18 protein-coding genes are annotated in these 21,591 nt (G+C 53.7%); 6 read left to right on the top strand and 12 right to left on the bottom strand.

Annotated elements, in window-relative coordinates:
- Positions 1-6: 6 nt before the first annotated feature.
- The 4 genes from LMS44_RS19860 to LMS44_RS19875 form a co-directional block, all read right to left on the bottom strand.
- Positions 7-405, bottom strand: coding sequence for an Hsp20/alpha crystallin family protein (locus tag LMS44_RS19860; RefSeq protein ID WP_022521745.1), 399 nt, complete (start codon positions 403-405; stop codon positions 7-9).
- A 37-nt stretch (positions 406-442) separates the two neighbouring features.
- Entirely contained in the window at positions 443-904 is a 462-nt protein-coding gene (locus tag LMS44_RS19865; protein ID WP_022521744.1) for an Hsp20/alpha crystallin family protein, read from the bottom strand.
- Positions 905-1,092: 188 nt separating this feature from the next.
- Positions 1,093-1,368 carry a PAAR domain-containing protein gene (locus LMS44_RS19870; protein ID WP_082116848.1) on the bottom strand — a complete coding sequence of 92 codons (276 nt, stop codon included), beginning with the start codon at positions 1,366-1,368 and terminating at the stop codon, positions 1,093-1,095.
- A gap of 125 nt (positions 1,369-1,493) precedes the next feature.
- Entirely contained in the window at positions 1,494-2,546 is a 1,053-nt protein-coding gene (locus LMS44_RS19875; protein WP_190374547.1) for a class I fructose-bisphosphate aldolase, read from the bottom strand.
- Positions 2,547-2,944: 398 nt separating this feature from the next.
- Between LMS44_RS19875 and LMS44_RS19880 the strand changes: the two genes are divergently transcribed.
- Entirely contained in the window at positions 2,945-3,469 is a 525-nt protein-coding gene (locus LMS44_RS19880; RefSeq protein WP_498946209.1) for an ABC transporter permease family protein, read from the top strand.
- A gap of 580 nt (positions 3,470-4,049) precedes the next feature.
- On the opposite strand, the gene LMS44_RS19885 is transcribed toward LMS44_RS19880, so the two are convergent.
- From LMS44_RS19885 to LMS44_RS19895, 3 genes are all read right to left on the bottom strand, one after another.
- Positions 4,050-8,987: a DNA repair ATPase gene (locus LMS44_RS19885; protein WP_498946211.1), complete on the bottom strand. Its 4,938-nt coding sequence runs from the start codon at positions 8,985-8,987 to the stop codon at positions 4,050-4,052.
- Positions 8,988-9,154: 167 nt separating this feature from the next.
- Complete coding sequence (locus LMS44_RS19890; protein WP_278370329.1) at positions 9,155-11,086, bottom strand: flotillin family protein; 1,932 nt, start codon at positions 11,084-11,086, stop codon at positions 9,155-9,157.
- Between the two features lie 23 nt (positions 11,087-11,109).
- Positions 11,110-11,742, bottom strand: coding sequence for a hypothetical protein (locus tag LMS44_RS19895; RefSeq protein ID WP_278370330.1), 633 nt, complete (start codon positions 11,740-11,742; stop codon positions 11,110-11,112).
- A gap of 566 nt (positions 11,743-12,308) precedes the next feature.
- Between LMS44_RS19895 and LMS44_RS19900 the strand changes: the two genes are divergently transcribed.
- A complete protein-coding gene (locus LMS44_RS19900; protein ID WP_138799308.1) occupies positions 12,309-12,935 on the top strand; it encodes a LysE family translocator in 627 nt (208 codons plus the stop codon).
- Here LMS44_RS19900 and LMS44_RS19905 read toward each other — a convergent pair.
- Positions 12,918-13,880 carry a nucleoside recognition domain-containing protein gene (locus LMS44_RS19905; RefSeq protein ID WP_138799307.1) on the bottom strand — a complete coding sequence of 321 codons (963 nt, stop codon included), beginning with the start codon at positions 13,878-13,880 and terminating at the stop codon, positions 12,918-12,920. The genes LMS44_RS19900 and LMS44_RS19905 overlap by 18 nt on opposite strands.
- Before the next feature lie 125 nt (positions 13,881-14,005).
- Here LMS44_RS19905 and LMS44_RS19910 point away from each other — a divergent pair, with 125 nt between their 5' ends.
- The gene (locus LMS44_RS19910) at positions 14,006-14,476 is read left to right on the top strand and encodes an Lrp/AsnC family transcriptional regulator (protein ID WP_138799306.1); all 471 of its coding nucleotides are present in this window, start codon (positions 14,006-14,008) and stop codon (positions 14,474-14,476) included.
- A 6-nt stretch (positions 14,477-14,482) separates the two neighbouring features.
- On the opposite strand, the gene LMS44_RS19915 is transcribed toward LMS44_RS19910, so the two are convergent.
- From LMS44_RS19915 to aptA, 4 genes are all read right to left on the bottom strand, one after another.
- Positions 14,483-14,938 (bottom strand): nucleotide triphosphate diphosphatase NUDT15, encoded by a 456-nt coding sequence (locus tag LMS44_RS19915; protein ID WP_278370334.1) that lies wholly within the window; start codon positions 14,936-14,938, stop codon positions 14,483-14,485.
- Positions 14,939-14,977: 39 nt separating this feature from the next.
- On the bottom strand, positions 14,978-15,598 hold the full coding sequence (locus LMS44_RS19920; RefSeq protein ID WP_041158696.1) for a TetR/AcrR family transcriptional regulator: 621 nt from the start codon (positions 15,596-15,598) through the stop codon (positions 14,978-14,980).
- A gap of 94 nt (positions 15,599-15,692) precedes the next feature.
- Complete coding sequence (locus LMS44_RS19925) at positions 15,693-17,189, bottom strand: CoA-acylating methylmalonate-semialdehyde dehydrogenase (protein WP_138799305.1); 1,497 nt, start codon at positions 17,187-17,189, stop codon at positions 15,693-15,695.
- A 46-nt stretch (positions 17,190-17,235) separates the two neighbouring features.
- The gene (aptA, locus tag LMS44_RS19930; protein ID WP_278370337.1) at positions 17,236-18,609 is read right to left on the bottom strand and encodes an omega-aminotransferase AptA; all 1,374 of its coding nucleotides are present in this window, start codon (positions 18,607-18,609) and stop codon (positions 17,236-17,238) included.
- 325 nt (positions 18,610-18,934) lie between these two features.
- On the opposite strand from aptA, the gene LMS44_RS19935 reads away from it, so the two are divergent.
- From LMS44_RS19935 to LMS44_RS19945, 3 genes are read left to right on the top strand one after another with little or no spacing between them, the layout of a single operon-like run.
- Positions 18,935-19,177, top strand: a complete 243-nt coding sequence (locus LMS44_RS19935; RefSeq protein WP_278370339.1) for a hypothetical protein — start codon at positions 18,935-18,937, stop codon at positions 19,175-19,177.
- Positions 19,178-19,192: 15 nt separating this feature from the next.
- Entirely contained in the window at positions 19,193-20,716 is a 1,524-nt protein-coding gene (locus LMS44_RS19940; RefSeq protein WP_278370341.1) for a sodium:solute symporter family protein, read from the top strand.
- Positions 20,717-20,727: 11 nt separating this feature from the next.
- Positions 20,728-21,582, top strand: coding sequence for a FadR/GntR family transcriptional regulator (locus LMS44_RS19945; RefSeq protein WP_138799302.1), 855 nt, complete (start codon positions 20,728-20,730; stop codon positions 21,580-21,582).
- Positions 21,583-21,591: the final 9 nt, after the last annotated feature.

A 21,591-nucleotide genomic window follows, 5' to 3' on the forward strand; every position in this document is an offset into this window, starting at 1 on the left:
CAGGCCTCAAGCCGCCTGCACTTCTATACGGCGCGTGCGGTGGCTGTCTTTCTTGGGCAGCGTTAGCGTCAATACGCCGTTGACGAGAGTGGCGGTAATGGCATCACTGTCCACTTCGTGACTGAGGTTAAAACGCCGCGCAAAACGCTGGCCGCGAACCTCGGCGTGCAGCGCGCTCAGCCCTTCGGGCATATTTAGCGCTATCTCACCTTCCAGGCTCAGTACGTTGTTGTCGAGCTCTATTTTCAGCGTTTCATTAGTAACGCCAGGCATATCTGCCACCAGTTTGAGCGCATTGGACTCTTCAATGATATCCACCGCTGGCAGCAGGGTTTCTTGAGAAGGTTGCTCCTCGCCACGCTGTAAAAGCGGGGAGTGGTTGGATGAACGAACAACGTTATTCATGATTTATCCCTCCTTATGCAAGGTTAACAAACATGATTTACGCCGCCTGAACATCAATACGCCGCGGCTTGAGTTCTTCGCGTTTAGGCAACACGATCTCGAACACACCATGGGCATGGCGTGCCTCTGCCCGCTCGGCATCTAAGCCATCGGGGAGTGCAATCGCCCTTACAAACTCACCGCTGGCGCGCTCTCGGCGAAATACCGGGCGCGAGCTGCCATCCTCATTGCCACTCGTCACAGAGTCTCGCTTGCCACGTAGCGTCAGCACATTGTCTTGAATATCAATGGTCAGATCAGAGTGTGCCAACCCCGCAGCAAACACATACACACGCACGGCATCATCGCTACGCGCCACATTGATCATCGGGAAACTACCCCGCGGCACCGCACGAATATCCATCGCATTGCCATCGGGGAAGAAGCCGTCCAACAGTTGACTAAACCAGTCAAACTGCCGAGGCGAGCCGGTTTCAAAACGCTTGAGATCATCGAACATATCGAACACCTCCTACGTTAAGCAGACTGTGAGAATTGTCATAAGAGGCAGCCTCTTACGCAACCCACAGAAGCAGCCTCTACGATGTAAAAAATAGGAGCGGTCAGTCGATTTTCAAGGGTCTGTATGGCAATTTTTGAGGCTTTTTTTACGGCCGTCAGCGCTCCGATCAATGGAGGCAGACACCACTACTTACCGATGATGACCGTCCCCGATCCGGTGATGACTTCATTACCGTGGGCACCCACACTGCTCAGGACAGCGGCTGGCTTACCGTTGACGAATACGGTGGACGAGACTTCGTGAGTAATAGGACTGCCGCAAGCAGATTTATCGTCTAACCTTGCGGCAGACAAGCTATCGTAAAAAACATCAGGCGAGCCACTGACTAGTGGGTTTGTACCGTGCCCTGGGATAGGGCACGCGGTAAGGTCAGTAATACGTGCTGCTGGCTTTCCACTCATGATATAGCTCCTTTAAGCGTATGCCGTTTTAAACATCTCAATAGGACGATTATTTAATATTAATTAATATTCATCAAGTTTGTTAGTGCTCACTTAAGGGCCTACGCTTAGCCAACTGCCAGCCATCAGGCAACCGTAATATCGGTAGAGAGATAGACATCCTGAATCGCATGCAGCAGCTCAACGCCTTCCTGCATGGGTTTCTGGAAGGCCTTACGCCCTGAGATCAAGCCCATACCACCGGCACGTTTATTGATCACCGCCGTGCGCACCGCTTCGCCGAGATCAGAATGCCCCTTGGAGCCCCCGCCGGAATTAATCAAACCCGCGCGGCCCATAAAGCAGTTGGCAACCTGGTAGCGGGCCAAATCAATGGGGTGGTCAGTGGTTAGCTCGCTGTAGACATTGTCGTGAGTATGGCCAAAGCCTACTGCACGGTAACCGCCGTTGTTCTCAGGCAGTTTCTGCTTAACGATATCCGCCTTGAGGGTTGCGGCCATATGGTTAGCTTGGCTGGTGAGGTCGGCTGCGACATGATAATCAGTACCGTCCTGCTTGAAGGCTGGATTGCGTAAATAAGCCCACAAGACCGTTACCATTCCCAATTGGTGAGCGCGCTCGAAGGCCTCGCTAATCTCCATGATTTGCCGACGGCTCTCATGGGAGCCAAAGTAAATCGTCGCCCCCACCGCCACGCACCCCATGTCGTGGGCCTGGTCTACATCAGCAAATAGCGTCTGATCGTATATCGCCGGATGGCTCAACGTTTCGTTATGGTTAAGCTTGAGCATCATCGGGATTTTGTGGGCATAACGCCGCGCCACCGATGACAACACGCCCAGCGTCGATGCCACGCCGTTACAACCACCTTCGAGTGCCAGCTCAACGATATTGGCCGGGTCGAAGTAGCGTGGGTTAGGAGCAAAAGAGGCGCCTGCCGAATGTTCAATGCCCTGATCTACCGGCAATAGGCTAAGGTAGCCAGTGCCCGCCAAACGACCGTGATTAAACAAGCTCTGCATATTGCGCAGCACCGCTGGGCTGCGGTCGCTATCCGCCATCACACGGTCAATAAAGTCTGGGCCCGGCAGGTGCAAGCTCTCACGGGGTACACCCTGGCACGTGTGATTAAGCAAACTCTCGGCGTCACTGCCAAGCAAAGCGGCTATATCAGTCATGATGAGCTCCTTTATATTTGTATGTAACAAAAAGTAAGTGTATGCCAAAAGCTGCTTAAATAAAGCGTATCGATTTAATAAAGCCTAGGCTTTGTCTGAAAAGTCGGCGAGCGAAGGTCAGACAAGGCAAAAATCGACGAAAAGACGGAGTTTACATGGTGTAAATGAGTACTTTGAGCCGATTTTTAACGCCGTATGGTCGAGCGCAGCCAGTTTTCAGACAGATCCTAGCGCTTCAATAGAGCATAGAGGAAGCACCACCGCAATCAGGTGGCGCTAGGTCTCCCTACAGTTGACAAGACTACGACTAAAAGATGAAAATACAATCAAGAATGAGTGTTAGTCGCAAATAAGACTCCTCTTGTTTCCTTCGCTTCACACTTGGAATCACCTTTATAATGCCCGCCTCTTCGCCACTTATTGCGCCGTTGGCATCCAGCTATCGGCGCTTTATTGTTACCCGTTTGCTGATTGTCGCAGGGTTAGCTATCGCTTTGGCAATCTCCCTGCTGGCTGATATCGCCAGTGGCTCTGCACATATCCCAATGGCTGATTTAATCGCGCTGTTGTTTGATGCCCATGCTCAAGGGCCAATTCAACAGGCGATTGTTTGGGATATCCGCATGCCTGCGGCGCTAATGGCGGTACTGGTAGGCGCCACCCTGGGCCTGGCCGGTGCGGAAATGCAAACGGTGCTGAATAACCCACTGGCCAGTCCGTTTACCCTCGGTGTGGGCGCAGCGGCCACTCTCGGCGCATCGCTGGTGATTGTCTTCAACTTTTCCCTGTTTGGCTTGAATGCCCACTACGCCACCGCCTTGATGGCGTTTGTGAATGCTGGTCGCCGAAGGACTTGCGGGCAATCTGAACAGCATACTGACAGACACCTGGCAAAAGCGGATACGTCAGGAAAAAACCAGTGACACCTTTGAGCAGCTGTATCGCAGCAAGTTTGGTGATTCTGACTACCAAAAAGCCTGTGACGTGCGCGAGTGGCTGCATAGCCACTCTCAAAAAGCCGACTTACGCGCTTTCTTAATGGCAGAAAACCCTTACTCCGCTATTGAGTGAGTGCTTTAGGCAGGTGTTAGGTCGGGGATATTCATAATATGAAAGAGGATTACCTCGGTATCGAGGTAATCCCATCAAATGGTTATCGTCCCCAGGCTATCGCTTTATCAATAGCCTGAAAAAGCCAATGCATCGACTGATGATACACACCAGAACCGCCGGAACTCCGAAGACAAACAAAGATGCAAACAGCCATCCTAGAAATACAGAAGCGATGGCCTCGTGCTGGTAATCGCAGGAAGACATGTCGGTTGTGTACGCGCAGAACTCTCCTTGAGTATTATGATCAAGTGCTACGTAAACCATCAGTGATGCAATGATCAAGGCAAGAGCAATCGAAATCAGTAGGTATATCGCTTTGATCCGTTTTTTATTCACCTCCACCTTCCCATATATTGATAGATAAACGTGGAAGCGATTCGTCAGGCAACATTAACTATCCTCCGTTCTTACCTTCCCCCATTGACCAACCCCCTCCGCAATTAAGCTTAATTGACGCACCACTAGGGCACCGGTCTCTTCATTACCCCCAGTTAGTTGCCGACGTTGGAACTCACGCTTGATATCTTCCCAGCGCTGTTTTTCTTCCTCGCTCAAGGTGCCTCTAAGCTCTTTCAGCTTGAGTAGATTCTCTTCGGCGCCCTGGGTTAACAGTTGCGCTTCGCCGACGTAGTGGTCATCAATGATCGCTTCAAGTTCGTCGTCGCTGAGGATCGGTGACATCTTCTCCGCCAACCGATTCATATTGCGGTAGCTGCCCTGTAGGCGGAATGGCGGCTCGGTGCGGTACTCATCTGCCTGGGCGCTGGAGGCGATATACTGCTGATTGACGCGTAGCACCACTTCTCGGGCTTTAAACATATTCTTCAGCACCGCCACGATCTCTTCACGCTCTGCGGCGCTATAGTCGTGTTCAAACTCGGTGCTTGGCACCTCGCGGCCCATGGCGATATCAACAAAGCGGTAGAAATCGTCCATGCCCCGCGTGGCTAAAGAGGCAAGCACGGTATTGGTACTCATGGCGTTCTCGATGTAGGAGAGCGCAAACACCTCTTCCATGCCGCTTAATACATCGCCCAGGTTATAAACATCGGCGCGGTTGGCCAGCATATCGGGCACTTTGAACACGTCGCCGCTTTCGGTGTAGGGGTTACCCGCCATGGCGATACAGAAGCGCTTACCGCGCATATCGTAGGTCTTGGTACGTCCATTCCAGATGCCGTCAACCCGACGGCTGCCGTCGCATAGCGAGATAAACTTCTGCAAAAACTCCGGGTGAGTATGCTGAATATCATCCAGATAGAGCATCACGTTGTTGCCCATTTCAAAGGCGAGGTTGAGCTTGATCAGCTCGGCCCGGGCGGTGGAATGCGTGGCAGCCTCAGGATCCAGCGAGGTCACATCGTGACCAAGGCTTGGGCAGTTAATCTTCATAAAGATCAGCCCCAAGCGGTTCGCCACATACTCCATAAGCGTGGTTTTACCGTAGCCGGGCGGGGAGATCATCATCAGCAAACCGCTATTATCCGTTCGCCGCGCATCTCCTACCGTACCCATCTGCTTGGCCAGGTTATCGCCAATAATGGGCAGGTAGCTTTCGGTAATCAGCTTATTGCGTACAAAGGAGTTGAGTGGCTTCGGCAGGTACTCTTCGAGCCTCAAACGCTCCCGCTGCTCGAGTAAAATCAGTTGACGACGCTCTTGCAGTGCCGTCCAGTCGCGTATAACGACCTGCTCGTGATGGCGCAGTCGCTCCTGAAAATCGTCTAGCTGTAGGGTTAGCTGCTGCTGTTCCAGGCGCCCGTGCTGGCCCAATAGGCCGGTAACGGTGAAGGCTAGCTCAACATTATGGGTGGCGGTACTTAGCCGGTCAGCCGTGTTGAGCATAGCAATCGCTTCAGGCAGGTAGTGCAGCAATGCCTCTTGCTTGGCTTGCCCCGCGTGGGCCTGCAGCCAATGGGAAGTGATCACCCAACGTGCGCCAGGATTGCCCGCCACCACGGCCAGGGCCTCTTGGAAATGTGCGTAGTGCCCCTGCTGCTGCATGGAGGTGGTAAAGCTCTCCACTAAGCTGGCGGCGTACTGAGTGACCGGAAAACGTTCGCCTTCTTCAGCTAACTGACGTACCAGGAAATCAGCGGCGCTGCTTATCAAGCTAGACGAATCAGCCTGACCTGACACGCTAGCCAACTGCTGGGTCGTGACAAAGGCATCAAGCTGCGGCTGCACTTCCTGAATCAAAGCCCGTAGCAGATCCTCGTTATTCATAATTCGGCACAGAATGCCTGCCGAAAGACAGCGAGCGCGAAGGTTACGGGTCGCCTCTTCATCATGAATGCGATCGGCCCAGAACAGCATTGCCAATGCCCGCGGCAGTGGCCCAAACCCTAGCAAACCAGCGCTTTGGCGGGCTGGCCACAAGGTGCGTACGATTAATGCAGCATCGTGGTCGTGAATGCCTTTTTCATAGCTTTCGCGGTAGCGCGGCGAGGCAAAATTGGCAATCTGACGCTGCAACTCGCTGAAATCTTCCACATTAATTGGCTTAGCACCAGGCTTCGCTAACTCGTCCATAAAACGATAGGCAAGGTACTCGGCGCGATAGACTGCGGGGCTTTCCGAAGGCAGCAGCATACTCCAGTAGTCTTGCAGCTCGGTCAGCCGTTCATCTTCCAGCGGCTCGTAATACTGGGTGCCCGTCAGATGCAGCATGATGCGCTCTTGGCGAGGCACCAGGGTTAAGTCGAGATGCTGCTGGTTGACGCTGAAGCGGTGGCGCGGCCCCAGGCGAATCACATCACCACCGGATTCATAGATATCGGAACGGTCGCGCACGCTACGCATGGCGGCATCCTGGGAGGAGCGTAGGCGCCCGGCGATATCATCCGCCTCAAGGTTACCGCCCATCTCGCGTAGCTCATCAATCATGCTACGCACTTTGCCCACCATGGCATCCGCTGCGAAGAAGCTATGCAGCTCTTCCAGAGTTTCAAAGCGCTCTGTGCGGCGCTCCACATTAGCCAGAATCCGTTGGCTGGCGTCCGTTAGGGTAGAGACACGACGTTGACGCTCATCCTGCAGCTGCTGGCGGCGTGCTTCGATGCTCTCGTGGGCACTTTCACGCTGCTCAAGGATGGTGGTTAAAAATTCATCAAATTCGCCGAACTGACTCTCCAACTCCTGGAGTTGGTCCAGGATTCGCGTCATCAACTGGTCGCAGTCATCGGGTTCCCGCAACGCGCCCACGCCGTTAGCCAGGCTCTGCTCGAACAGGCGAATCTGGGCCGCAAACTGCGCCTGGGCCTCTGCACTGCCCTGCTCTCTTAAACGGATCTCCGCTTCGGAGCGCTGCTGATTAATCGAGGCGTAGATGCTGGAGATGTTCTCGGTGATCCGCGTATGCTCAATAGCATCGCCGCCAGACATCGACGACAGCAACCCTTGAATCATATCCAGGCCCGCGGTTAATTCGCGATAACGCTCCACGCACTCCGCCAACTGCTGGCGATTCTCTGCCTCACCCACCTGCTCTTTCAACGTCGCCAGGGTTTCCCGGTAGCCATCCAGAGCTTCTGGCTGAGCAAGAAAGCTAAAGGTCTGCTGGGTCAGCGATTGTTCCGCTTTATCCAGCGCTTGCTCTAAGGTTTGCAGGCGCTCTTCATCCAGGTAGCGGCGCTCACGCAGCGCCATCAGTCGGCCACGATGGTCGCGTAAGTGCTTCAGGTAGGTGACGAATAGGTCGGGAGTTTTCCAACTGCTGGGCTTTAGCTCCCGCAGCAGCGTCGCCTGCTGTTTTTCAACCTCATCTAGCGCCTGGGCTGTCTGGGCACGAATCGCCTGGACTTTCTCATACTCATCGAGCATCAGTTCAGCGGTGTGCTTTAGCTGTTCAAGCGCGGCGTGAATGGTTTTAAAGTCAGCTTCACCAATCCAGTGGAACTGGTTCAGCGTGCGGTCGACCCGCCGGATGATGGCGTTAAAGTGCCGCTCTGACGCCTGCTGCTCGTTAGCGAGCTGCACGATGCTATTGAGCTCGGCAATGCCGCGTACCAGATCAGGGTTGCCAATTCGGCCTAGAGGCGTGTCGTTACGCACCGCATCCTGGGCATGGAAGCGCTCCGACATAAAGGGCGTGGCCCATACCTGGATAGGGTGTACCAGCGTAGGCTCGTCTTCAGCGTAAAAAATCGCCAGATGGCCGTTTTCAAGTATCGCCGCCCCGTGCCCCACCATGGGGGTATCGACCTGCTTGCGGATCAAGTTGTAGCGATAAAGCACCACCTGCCCGGTTTGCGGCGCGTAGAAAGTGTAGAGAACATCTTCGCCGTTTGGCGAGCGCACCATACGTTTGAAGCGCAGGTCTTCCTCGGGTACTTCGTAGGTGGTCAACTCACCCGTATTTAAGTAGTAGCCTGAGGGAAAAATCAGGCCGTGGTTTTCCGGCAGCTCAACGACGGAGCCCGCCATGGCATCGACACGTTTAACGTGCTGCTCAGCACGGTTGAAAAGGTAGTAGCGCCACTGTTGCTCATTGAAGGGCAAAATACGAATCAGCACCACCGCACCAAGATCAGCATATTCAAAGCTGGCATCGTCCAGCGACTGGGAGTCTGACTCCACCGGGTCGCTAAAGACACCCTCGCCGCTGCTGGTGTTGTTCTCAATCTTGAAGGTAATGTGTCCGCGCAGGTTGTCCACGAAGACGGTATCAAGGATATTCAGATGGGGCGCGCGACCCTGCTCCTGCATATCCCGGCCTGCGGTTTGCCAGGAAAAAGCGAAGCGGTCAGGAAAGATCAAGTCGCGCTCGCCGCGATTATCGATATAGCGGCTCACCTCGCCGCTGGCGGCTAACTCCCAACGGAAGACGCGCAGGTCGCTTAGTTTTTCACCGATTTGAAAAGCAATTAGCAGCTTATTGTTAAGGGTGACCAGTTGAACCAGCGTGGCATGGCTGTAGTATTTCTGGAGTTCTTTGAAATCCTGAACAAAGCGGCTCTCGGTGAGGAAGCTATTCGCCATTGGCGCTTCACTTAACTCAAGCCCCTCTTCATCATCTTTGAGGTGGTAGAGCGCAAAAATATCGCTCGCTTCCAGTTCTTTGCGCAGCCCTAATTGAACATTAAAGCCAAACAAAATTTGCTCGCCAATGCGTACCATATCGCGAGCAATGGCGTTATTTTCGGTACGTACCCTGGCCCTGCCCAGCAGCGCCATGCTGCTGCTACCGAAAACGTCAGCGCGGGCGGCGTTCAGCTCTCCGATCGAAGCGCCCAGTTCGCCGCCCTGGGTTCTCAACCGCCGCTGAATCGTCTCGAATGCGGTGCTTTCTCTGACGATGTTTTCAACCGAAGCGTGCTCCTTCGACATAGGTATTCATCCTGAAAAGTGCTCACTAGAAATAGCAAAGACCGCAATTGGGTGACAGTTGCGGTCTTTGGCTTTTACGAAAACTGCCTGGATAGGTCACTGGCCGCTTGGCGCGACACTAACGGCAAAGGTAGGGCGGCTCTCCACATAGAGAGCCGCCCTATCCTTTAGGCAGTTTCGGAAGATTTGCCAGAACTCATGGCACGATTTGCCAAGCCCGCCAGGGTAGCTTGCAGTGCTGGCGATTTATCAAGCACGCCTTGAACCGCTTTACCGTAGCCTAGCCCGGCGGTGAGTTTTTCAAACACATCGCTGTCGCCACCAATCAGTTCAAACTTGGCATTGTGCATTGCGGCAGCCATTACCTTGCCATTTTCGAGCATACCGGTGCGCTGGGCTTCGATTTGCGCCATAACTTCTTTTTCGTGAACCTCCAGGTTCATACGGAACTCTTCGAAGTGGCGAGCCTCTTCGGACATATTGTCGTAAGCGCGCAGCTTCTCGACCAAGCCATTCGCTTCGGCTTTGGCCATTGCTTCTCTGGACTGCGCTTTCGCAGTGCCCAGCTTCTCCTCGCCCATGGCCTCGGCTTCAAGGCGCTGTTCAAGAATACGCACTTCCGCCAGTCCGGCATCTTCGTCAGCTTTCGCATTGGCCGTTTTAACCTCGGCAAGGGCAAAGCCTTCGCTGCGCTGGGCGTGAGCACGCGCTTCCAGCACTTGCGCTTCGGCCAACCCGTCTGCGGCGGCAAGCGCTTGGTGACCGCGTGCCTGCTTCTCTTCTGCGGCGGATTTCTTCTCTGCCGCATCCAGATCGGCTTGGGCGCGAATAACCGCTTCCTCCGCTTCCAGCTTGGAGCGCTCGAAGACTGCTTCCGCGGCGCGCACCTCTTTGAGCTTGCGCTCTTCCGCTTCGGCTTGAGCAGCGGTCAAGCGAGTGACCTTCTGGCGCTCCGCCTCGGCGCGGTTGCGCACATCGTTAATGTTCTCTTCTTCTTCCGCCACGCTGCGTTCAACCGCAATGCGCTGGCTGGTAATATCGGCAATCTCTTTGCGCTCTTCTTCCAGCGCTTTTTCCATGCCGATACGTTCAATTTCTACCGCACGTTCACGGGTCACATCCTCAAGCTCTTTTGCCTGACGAATGCGCACCTCTTCGATCTGTACCGCACGTTCGCGGGCCTTGGTCGCCATTTCGATCTGGCGCTGCTTGTTCTCTTCGGCAATCGCTAGCTCTTCGTCGGTTTTAATCCGCGCGGCTTCGCTTTTCGCACGTTCTTGCTGTAGCACCTGCTCGGCTTCGGACTGCTCACGAGACTGCAAGCTTTCGATTTCACGACGCTGACGCGCCTCGGCATCGGCCTGAGTTCGCTCAAGCTCTAATGCAGCCTCGCGAGCCGATACATTCTTGCGCTGAATTTCCAGCTCTTGGTCGCGCTCCAGACGGTTGGTCTCAACATTGTGCCGGGCGGTAATCTCGGTGATGCATTTGATACCTTCTGAATCCAGGATGTTGTTCGGATCCAAAGAGCTTTTCGGCGTCTGCTCTAAATAGTCGATGGCAACGTCTTCGAGAATATAGCCATTAAGATCCTGACCAATGGTCTCAACAATGGCGTCGCGGAACTGCTGGCGCTCTTCGAAGAGCTGCATGAAGTCCATCTTTTTACCGACAGTCTTCAATGCTTCGCTGAACTTGGCGTTAAACAACTCATTAACGGCATCGCGATCGGAGGCGCGGCCTACGCCAACGGATTTAGCAACGCGCAAGACGTCTTCGGCAGTGGCATTGACGCGTAGGTAGAATGCTACGCTAATATCGGCACGCAAATTATCACGGCAAATCAGCCCCTCTTTCCCGGTACGATTGAGCTCCAGGGTGATCACCGATACCTTCATGGTTTCGGAACGGTGAACAACGGGCAGCACCATAGCCCCGGTAAAGTAAACCTTGGGCGTTGCGGAAAGGTCATTGACGATTAATGCCTGGCCTTGATCTATTTTTCGATAAAAGGCTTTAAACAGTGCCAGTATTGCAAGCAGTGCAATAACAATCACACTGACACTAACCAGTAGTGGCATGATCCACGACAAATCCATCTTTATCTCCTGCACCAAGGCAATTAATCGGCTAAGCCGGCTTCAAAATCTTTTTCAGATATCACCCAGTACGCATCTTCGGTAAACAGGTACTGAATAATGATGGCGCGCTCACCGCGCACCAGCACTGAGTCGCTTCGCACTTGCAAAATAAGATGGTCACCATCGATATGCGCATCGGCGCGGCCTTTCTCTTTTGTCACCTCTGCCGAGCGAACGGTGCACTGCTTACCTGTCAGACGTTGTTCAATAGGCAGGTGCTGAGCGGGGCGAAAAAGGGGCCGCAAAGGGCGAATCAGCAAGGACGTTACGATAGTGGCGACAACAAACCCTAATATCAGCACGACGCCATTAAACACCCACAGCAACAGGCCTGGGTTTAGGTGGGTTCCTAACAACAGCATTGCGAAATAGCTAAACAGCCAGCCGGTTAATGCCAGCAGCGTAATCACTAGCGGCAGGGGAACGCCGTGCAAGCCCAGCGTTGCCAGTAAACCACCCAGCGCCAGCGAACCGCCTTCGCCAACATCACCCTCGACTACGTCGCTATCGACTAAACCCGATAGCGAAACTAACCAGTAAAGAACGGCGACACTTAGCAGTACTGTAAAGATGACGGTAGGAAAGCTGGTAATAATCGAAATAAATAGAGGCATGCGCCTGAAACCCAGTAAGGCTAAACATAAGCGCCATCAATAGTGAATGCCGCCATGAGTCATCACCCTTTTTTCATTTTGCTGAGAAAGGGCTCTTATATAAAAAAACAGTCTTCACCCGACGCTATTTATTGCTCGGGACTTTAGCGCTGTTAGCAAAGCCAAGAAAACCTACAGTATTTCCTAACAAAATCAATTCAGTCAGCGGTTTTTAAGAGATCTCTTACAAAACCAATAGCGAATGTCTTACAAAATCCGGTATTTTGGGCAGAATTGCCTAAGATCGCTGACCGCCCTTTTGGTCGCCAGCAAAGTTTAGCTGTCACAGTACGCACGCACACTGAACGGGGAGTCTCTGTCAAAAGAGATATTAGAGGCTTGCTGAGAGTTTGAGTCGCCGACCCGACCACTTCCTGACCCGGAAACCGAAAGAACAAGTCCTATATTGCGCGAAACACATTCATTTTATTCGCCACACCTTAAATACGCTTTTTAGTCGTCTACACGGGTGTTATCCATTAGGATTAATGCGATGAGTCACTTCAACCCCGTCAGGAGATGCGCCCATGCTGCTTTCCACTTGGTTGCTTTTTGTTGCCGTGGCATTGGTCAGCATTGCCAGCCCCGGGCCCGCTTTTCTAGTCGCGGTGCGCAATGGCATGGCAGGAGGAGCCAAACGCGTGGCGCTTTCGTCGCTGGGCAATATCACTGGCCTACTCATACTGGCCAGTGCAGCAGTCTTGGGGCTGGGGGTGGTGTTGAACGCCTCGGAAGTGCTGTTCAACCTGCTTAAACTGGGCGGCGCAGCCTACTTGATCTACCTGGGCATTCGTCAGTGGCGCAGCAACACCTCCCTTGCGGTCTCAACCAGCCCGGCAAAACCCACTCCCAGATGGCGCACTGTCAGTGAAGGCATACTGGTCGCCATGAGCAACCCTAAGGCGATCCTGTTCTTCACTGCCCTGTTTCCACAGTTTTTGGATACGCAGCGCGCCTTGCTTCCTCAGTTCTCCATCATGGTAGGTACCTTCATGGCACTCTCCTTTGTCACCTTGATGACCTACGGCACCCTTGCCAAGCATCTCGCCCGCTGGCTGAGCAGTCGCTCGCGGGTGACATGGGTCAATCGCCTGATGGGCAGTGCTTTTATCGGATTGGGCCTATCCATTTTACGCTTACGGCAGCCGGTGTAGCGCCCTATTGATTGTGGTTGCGGGCCAACGGGCAATCATAGCGGTGACAATAACGGCAAAGAGTAGCCGTGCCCATAAAATGCCCGCTATATCGGCTCCCAGCATCAAAATCAGCAGCGTGTCTTCTATAACGCTATGGCAGAGGCCGAGAAAGCACAGTGCAAGCGTGCTATCACGTTTGCTAAGCACCCCGTTCTGCACATCCCTAATCAGCAGCCCTGCGCCATAGCTTAATCCCAACGTAAAACCAATCACCGTTACATTCGCTGCCGAACGGCCAATGCCTAATAGCTTGAGTAGCGGTAGCAAACCAAGATGAATCCAGCGCTCCAGGCCGAGCTTTTTCAGAAGTTTTAGGAGCACAATCAGCGCTAAAATAATCACAAAGATAAGCGCTAGCGTTTCAAGCTGTGCAATAGCCCAACTGCTTAGCGTTGGCGCTGTCGACAAGCTTGGTTGCCATACCAATGCTACTGGCGCTTGCAACAAACCAAAATACGAATAGAAGCAGTGCAAGAGCCAAGCAAACAGCAAAGCCCCACCTACGCGCAGGACTAACGTAGCCCACCAAGGTACGCCAGCGCGCTTGGCAACGGCCCCCTCAACAGGAATTGAGTGCCCTACCAGCATTAATGCACCCAGCACTGTCACTTGCTCGGCACTCAAGTGCATATCACCAGCTACTTGAAGAAATACCGCAATGGCGGTGTACAAGTTGGTAAAGAGCGCCGCCGCCCACACAACGCCCAACTGCTCGGGCAAACCGAGTATGCTCATTAAGGGAGCTAATACCGTTCCCAGCCAGCCGATAACACCCAAGAGCTCTAATGCTTTGACGATAAGCAATGCTGGAATCAGGATTTTGAGCAGCGTCAGGTACACGCGCAACGCGTCTTGTAATAGGTGAGTTACCCAAGCCCATAGATGATGAATTTTTATCTGCATCAAGCCCCCGTTGCCATCATTTGAACAACGGTTATGATAATGGGGCTGGCGCAGAATATTCTTTTCAATTCCGCACTAACAATCACTATTCATTCTTTATGAGCGCAGAAAGGACATTTTATTTCATGGACGCCATTGATCGACGAATCCTTGACCAACTTCAGCGTAACTCCAGCCTGACCAACCAAGCGCTAGCGGACGAGATAGGGCTTTCACCCTCTGCCTGTTTAAAGCGCGTTAATCGATTACGCGACGCTGGAATCATTGAACGGGAGGTAGCACTACTCAACCCTGACGCCTTGGGGCAGTGCTTGCACATGGTGGTAGAAGTCACCATGGAGAGGGATAACAAATCACTCTACCAGCGTTTTTTAACAACAGCGCTGAGCGCCCCTGAAGTGAAGCAGTGCTACCAGGTAACCGGCGAGTGTGATTTTGTATTGATAGTGACAGTCGCTGATTTAGATGAGTACGACAGCTTTTGTGATCGCGTGCTCTATGGCGATGATAATCTGCGCAAGTTCCGCACACTACTGTCGCGTAAGCGGCATAAGTTTGATACGTCTGTGCCGATGGAAAGCTTGCGCTCTACATAGCAAAATTCACTCTGCTTGAGCGATAGGATATGTCTCCCAGCCGCTTGGCGACTCATCGCCAAGCCAATATGACAATACCGCCTGACTTGCCGCGAATAACGGCGAGGGAAGAGCGCCGGGGCTAAACCAGCGCCATTGAGTAAACACCTCTGGCTCAAGCAATGCTGCTTCGGCATCCTGCTTCACCGTAACTAACACTGCACCGGTAACTGTAGAGACTGAGCTACTCAGGTGTTGGGTTATCGCCAGGATCTTCACACGTTGCCACTCGGTAATGCCTGTTTCTTCTGCCATTTCACGGAGGGCTGCCGTCTCAAATGACTCCCCCGCATCAACATGACCACCGGGTAAGCACCAGCACGGCGACTCTCCATGTTTATCGCGGTATCCAAGCAGCACGGCTCCGTCCGGGCGAAGCACAATAGCGCCCACCCCGATAACAGGCTGTCCGTTATTGCCCATCAGTAACTCCTTCCTGGTTCAGCTAGTGTGCAGGCGCCCTTAAGCCGTCAGCCCAATCCCTCTTAAAATCACCGAGGTCACCGACTGCACAGCCTTTTCGAACTGCAAGTCGTCCAGCGGTTGGTCGTCGTTGAGCAGGTAGATTTGGTAGTCGAAATCCGCGTAGTGCTGGGTAGATGCCCAAATCATATAGAGCAGGTAGGAAGGCTCGACAGGGTTGATTTGACCTGACTCGACCCACTCGCGAATTTTCGACTCCTTAAGCTTGGCCCATTCGTAAAGGTTGTCGCGCAGGCGCTCCTTAAGAATCGGCGCGCCCTGCATGACTTCGGCCGCCCAAACTTTCGAGCCGTGGGCGCGGTTGCGGGAGTGGTTCATCTTGGCGCGAATATAGGTGGAAAGCACCACGCGGGGGTCATCGTAGAGCTCGAAGCAGAGCGCATCCTGTTTCCACACTTCAAGAAGCTCTAACAGAACGTCTTGATACAGCGCTTTTTTGGTCGAGAAGTAGTAGTGCACGTTGGACTTGGGGATCTCTGCCAGTTGTGCGATTTCGCCCATGGAGGCACCTGCGTAGCCTTTTTCGGCAAACAGCTGCTCTGCCGCCTGGAGAATCTTTTTTACATTGGTTTGCCGAATTTCGTCCTGAGTTCTCGCCACGCTGTTCTCGTCCCTATACGTCTGAAGTACGCACCAAAAAAAGCACCATCGCAGGGCGACGGTGCTGAGAAGATGTCCTAGTTACTCTAAGACGTCAACTTTGATTGTTGGGGAACGAGAACTCGGCCCGGGTGGCCTCGCTCACCGATGGCCAACGCTGGGAGACCGCCTTGCGGCGAGTATAGAAGCGCACCGAGTCCGGCCCGTAGGCGTGAAGATCCCCAAACAGCGAGCGCTTCCAACCACCAAAGCTGTGGTACGCCACGGGCACCGGGAGCGGCACATTCACGCCCACCATGCCAACCTCGATACCATCGGTAAAGCGGCGGGCGGCTTCGCCATCGCGGGTGAACAGGCAGGTGCCGTTGCCATACTCGTGGTCGTTGATCAGTTGCATGGCGTCATCCAGGCTACCCACGCGCACCACGCAAAGCACCGGCCCAAAGATCTCTTCCTGGTAGATGCGCATTTCGGCGGTGACGTTATCGAACAAGCAGCCGCCCACGAAATAGCCCTCTTCATAGCCTGAGACTTGAAGGTCGCGACCATCGGCAACCAGTGTCGCGCCAGCCTTTACGCCATCTTCGATGTAGCCGAGGACTTTATCCCGGTGCTCAGCGGTCACCAGCGGCCCCATATCCAGATCCCGCTTGGTGCCGGGGCCGACTTTTAATTGAGCGATTTTAGGAAGTAGGGTTTCAACCAAACGGTCTGCGGTCTCGTCGCCCACGCATACCGCTACCGAGATCGCCATGCAGCGCTCGCCGCAACTACCAAACGCTGCGCCCATTAATGTGTTGGCGGCGTTTTCCAGGTCGGCATCCGGCAGCACCACGGCGTGGTTCTTCGCCCCACCTAACGCCTGAACGCGCTTACCCGCGGCGGAACCACGAGAGTAGATCGCCTCAGCCACTGGCGTTGAGCCGACAAAGGAAATGGCTTTAACGGCCTTGGCATCCAGCAGCGTTTCCACCGCTTCGCGACCGCCGTGGACTACATTCATTACACCTTTGGGTAGCCCCGCTTCTTGAAGCAGTTCGGCTACTGCCATGGCCGCCGAAGGGTCTTTCTCCGAAGGCTTCAATATAAACGTATTACCGCAGGCAATCGCCATGGGGTACATCCACAGCGGCACCATGGCGGGGAAGTTAAACGGGGTGATACCTGCCACCACACCCAATGGCTGGAAGTTTGACCAGGCATCAATGCCCGGCCCTACATTGTGGGAATACTCTCCTTTGAGCAGCTCTGGCACCCCACAGGCGTACTCGACGTTCTCAATGCCGCGCTTGAGTTCGCCCATGGCGTCTTCGGGAGTTTTGCCGTGCTCTTCACTGACCAGTTGCACCAAGCGGTTAGCGTTATCTTCGAGCAATTGCTTAAAGCGGTACATCACCTGGGCACGCTTAGCGGGCGGCGTATCGCGCCAGGCAGGAAACGCCGCCTGGGCGGCGGCTATGGCTCGCTCTACATCAGCGGTATTAGCATCCGCCACTTGACGAATTACCTTCCCGGTCGAAGGATTGGTGACATCCAGCGTACGCTGACTATCGACTAGTTCACCATTGATGAGGTGGGAAACAACACTCATATTTAAACTCTCTGAAATTTAGATCAGTCGGTTATGCCAATGAATCTTAGGCTAACGAATCCAGGGTGGTGGCGACGGCGTCGAACAGCCGTTCGAGCTCAGCCTCGGTGGAGCCAAAGGGAGGCCCAAACTGCAGCGTGTCGCCGCCGTAGCGCACGTAGAAGCCAGCCTCCCACAGCGCCATATGAGCATCCCTTGGGCGAATAATGGGGTCGCCTTCCCGGGGCGTTAGCTGAATGGCACCGGCCAAGCCGTAGTTACGAATATCGACAACGTGATTGCGCCCTTTCAAGGCGTGTAGCTTCTGCTCAAAGGTAGGTGCGATGGCGCTGACCTGGGCTGGGAAGTTTTCTCGCTCCATCATTTCAAGCGCCGCTAGCCCCGCAGCGCAAGCCACTGGGTGGGCGCTATACGTATACCCATGGGAGAACTCAACGGCGTGCTGGGGGCCGCCCGCGTGCATGAAGGTGTCGAAAATCTCGCTGGAAGCAATCACCGCGCCCATGGGGATCGCACCGTTGGTGATCTGCTTGGCCACGTTCATGATATCCGGCGTCACGCCAAAGGCTTCCGCGCCTGTGGTAGCACCGCTGCGCCCAAAGGCAGTGATCACTTCATCGAAAATTAGCAGGATATCGTGGGCGGTACAGATCTCACGCAGCCGGTTCAGATAGCCTTTAGGTGGCACAATCACCCCCGCCGAGCCGGACATTGGCTCAACAATCACCGCGGCAATGGTGGAGGCATCGTGCAGGGCGATTTGATCCAGCAATGCATCGGCAAGCTCAGCACCGGTTTCCGCTTGGCCACGGGTGAAGGCGTGACCCGCTTGGAGGGTGTGTGGCAGGTGGGTTACATCCATCAACTGGCCGTAGTGTTTGCGATTGCCGCCGATCCCACCCAGGCTGGTGCCGCCAATGTTTACCCCGTGGTAGCCCTTGGCGCGGCCAATCATACGGGTTTTCTCAGGTTTGCCTTTTAGCCGCCAGTAGGCCTTGGCCATCTTCACCGAGGTATCAGCGGCTTCCGAACCTGAGTTGGTGAAAAACACATGATCCAGCCCGGCTGGCGTAAGGCTGGCCACCTTTTCCGCCAGTTTAAACGCCAGCGGATGGCCAATTTGAAAGCCAGGCGCAAAGTCGAGGCTACCTAACTGCGCCGCCACGGCTTTTTGGATCTCTTCGCGGTTATGGCCCGCGCCGCATGTCCACAGGCCTGAAAGCGAATCGAACAACTTACGGCCTTGATCATCAATGTAGTAGCGCCCTTCCGCCCCGGTAATCACGCGCGGGTTGGCGTGAAAATCACGGTTAGCGCTAAACGGCATCCAGTAGTGCTGATTAAGAGCCGTTTTTGAAGACGTATCGTCCGAAGAAGAGTGCGAAGCTTGAGGCTTCGTTTTGCTTTTTATTCCAAACATGGTGTCCAGCTCCATCGCTATAGGTCATTGCCTCAGCATGCGCCACCGAACACGTTTATAAAATTACGCTCTTCTTTTGTTCACGTTAGAGAATTTATACGTAACAAGGCATCTAGCCATGCTTCTTGACCTTGACGCCGGTTAAAAAAGCACCTAATCATTATATTTATACGAATAAATACAACAAATATATGAAGCACGCCCAACCGGTATTTGGCACCTATAACGTTGCTTCCAAGAAGCTCGCTGTTGGTAGCTGCGTACTGAAAATACCGCTCACAAACTCAACATAAACAATTCACTATGAACATAGGGCAAACTCGCTATGAAGTATTTAACTCCCCTCAAACTGTCGATTTACAGCGTTATGCTTTTCAGTTTCTTTATGCTGGAAAGCCCGGTCATTATGTTGGCTAACCGAATAGAGCCTATGCTGATGGGCATCCCCTTCCTGCTGGTATGGAACTTGTTTTGGTGGTTTGTGCTAACGGCGCTTTTTTTGGTGGCCTATTTCACCAACTGGGGCAGCCCAACATCAACACCTGAAGGCGCCACTAAACAACACTAAGACGGGGGATTAAACATGACCGGCAGTCTATTAATTATTGCGGCGTTTATGATTATCCCCTTGATGGTGGGGGTTTTATCAGCACGTCAATCGCAAGAAACCAGCGAAGACTTTTTTGTTCAAGGACGCGCCATGGGCAGTATTGCGGTATTTTTCACCGTGGCGGCGACATGGTGGAGTGCCTTTGCGTTCCTCGGCTCTAACGCCACCTTCTATACCAATGGGCCGGTATTTCTTACCGCGCTAGCCTGGAACCTGCTATTTGGCTTTATGTACTACTGGATTGGCAAGCGGGTTTGGTTTTTAGGCAAGCGATTTAACTATTTAACGCCCTCAGACTTAATAGGTGACTTTTATAACAGCGAAGCGCTGCGTATTACCGTTGCCGCTATCACACTGATTTTTACCGTACCCTATCTACAAATACAGCTAACTGGCGGTGCCTACTTAATCGAAGTCGCCTCAGGTGGGCTGATTCCTTTCTGGCTCGCCGCGCTGCTGTTCTACTTCATTATTATTATCTACGTATGGATTGGCGGCATTCGTGCCATTGCCTGGACCGATGTTATTTATGGTGCTCTGTTGTTCTTCGGCATGCTGTACGCAGGCTACTATATTTCCACCCAAGTAGGCGGGCCAGCAGCGCTATTTAGCCAGCTTCAGCAAACATCTCCTGAACACCTCACCATGCCAGGGCCTAACGGCACGATGGGATACCCCATGTGGTTTTCGCTGTTCGCCATTACGGCTATTGGTGCTTTTATGGGCCCACAAATCTGGTTGCGCATGTACTCGGTCAAGCATGGCAAGCTGTTTAACTTAATGCCCTTTTTACTTGGCTTAGCCGCCTTTGCCTATGTGGGTTCGGTACTATCTGGCTACTCCGGCGTGCTGCTTGAGCCCAATGTAGAAAATCCCGATCAAATTCTGCCCATCATGTTGATGGATTACGCCCCCTACCTGCTTGCCTCGCTGATTATGGCGGCAGGCGCTTCGGCCGCCATGTCCACTGCTAACTCCCAGATTCACGCGGTCTCTACCGTGGTCACGATGGATATCTACAAACGCTATGTGAACCGGGAAGCAAGCCAAGCGCGGATCGTTTATATCGGTCGCTTATCATTAGTAGGCTTCTCTCTGGCAGCTTATATCATGGCGCTTACCGTTCCCGGCGTGTTGGTGACTATCGGCATTGCTGCGCTAGCAGGCACCGCACAGCTGGTTATTCCCACCATCGGCGCTATCAGCTGGAAAAAAGCCCATCCCACTGCGGCGCTCGCTGGGCTTTGGGCTGGCGTTGCCTGTGTACTACTGATGACCTTTGGCCCGCTAAGCGCACCTTTTGGCTACCATGCAGGTATTTGGGGGCTATTGCTGAATGCGGCGCTGTTTGTAGGCCTAAGCTATGCGCTGCACCGCCGCGATACAGCAGTAGTGGAACGATTTACCCAGGCACGCTACGACTACGATGCTGAGTACCACCCTGAACGTTTGCCCGCCCATACCCAAGAAGTATCCAGCAGCGCTAACCACAGCTAAGGAGTGTGTTGATGACTCAAGCCCCTGTTTCAAAAACAGTTTCAACCTCTGGCCCAGCTTCAAGGCGCCGACCCAAGCTTGCCGAGCTGATTAGCGACGACATCAAGCGCTGGATTGCCGCCGAGTCACTGGGAGAAGGCGACCGGCTACCGAACGAAAAAGCGCTAATGGAGCTATACGGTAGCGCCAAGGCCACCGTGCGTGAAGCGCTTAAGATTCTTGAGGTTGAGGGGCTTATTACCTTAAAAACCGGGCCTAAAGGGGGCGCGGTGATCAACCAACCAGGCATGGAACCCGCCAGTCGAATGTTGCGTAACTTCCTGCATTTTCAGCAGTTGGATGGCAAGCAGGTTTATCAGTTGCGCAAACTGTTGGAAGTAGAACTGGCGGCATCAGTGGTGGGAAGGCTAACCGAGCACGACTTTCAGCAGTTGGAAGCCAATATGTCGGCCTGCGCCTGCTGCGCGAGCGATGAAGAGGATCACCGCCACCAGCGCTTTTTGGAGCTGGAGTTTCACCAACTGTTGGCGCGTGTCTGCCCTAACCCTTTGCTCGCGTTTATGTGCCAGTTTTTAAACGACATGCTGCGTGATTTGGTAGTGATAAAGAAAGCTTACGTGCCCGAACGCAAGCAGTTCGATCACGCCAATCAGGACTACCACCGCCTGCTGGTGGACGCCTACCGCGCTGAAGATACTCAGCGTGTGCGTCAGGTAATGGCCGAACATATGGCCGATGCCGAGCTTCATATGAGCGCACTGGAAGCGGAAATGGCCGCGCAAATGCTGATCAGCAATGATTCTCCCAACCTTCAGAACCATCGATCCAAGCTACATGACTTACCAACGGAAAACCTGTCCGTTTAACCTTGCGAG

Source organism: Halomonas profundus (assembly GCF_020865425.1).
Classification (GTDB): Bacteria; Pseudomonadota; Gammaproteobacteria; order Pseudomonadales; family Halomonadaceae; genus Vreelandella; species Vreelandella titanicae.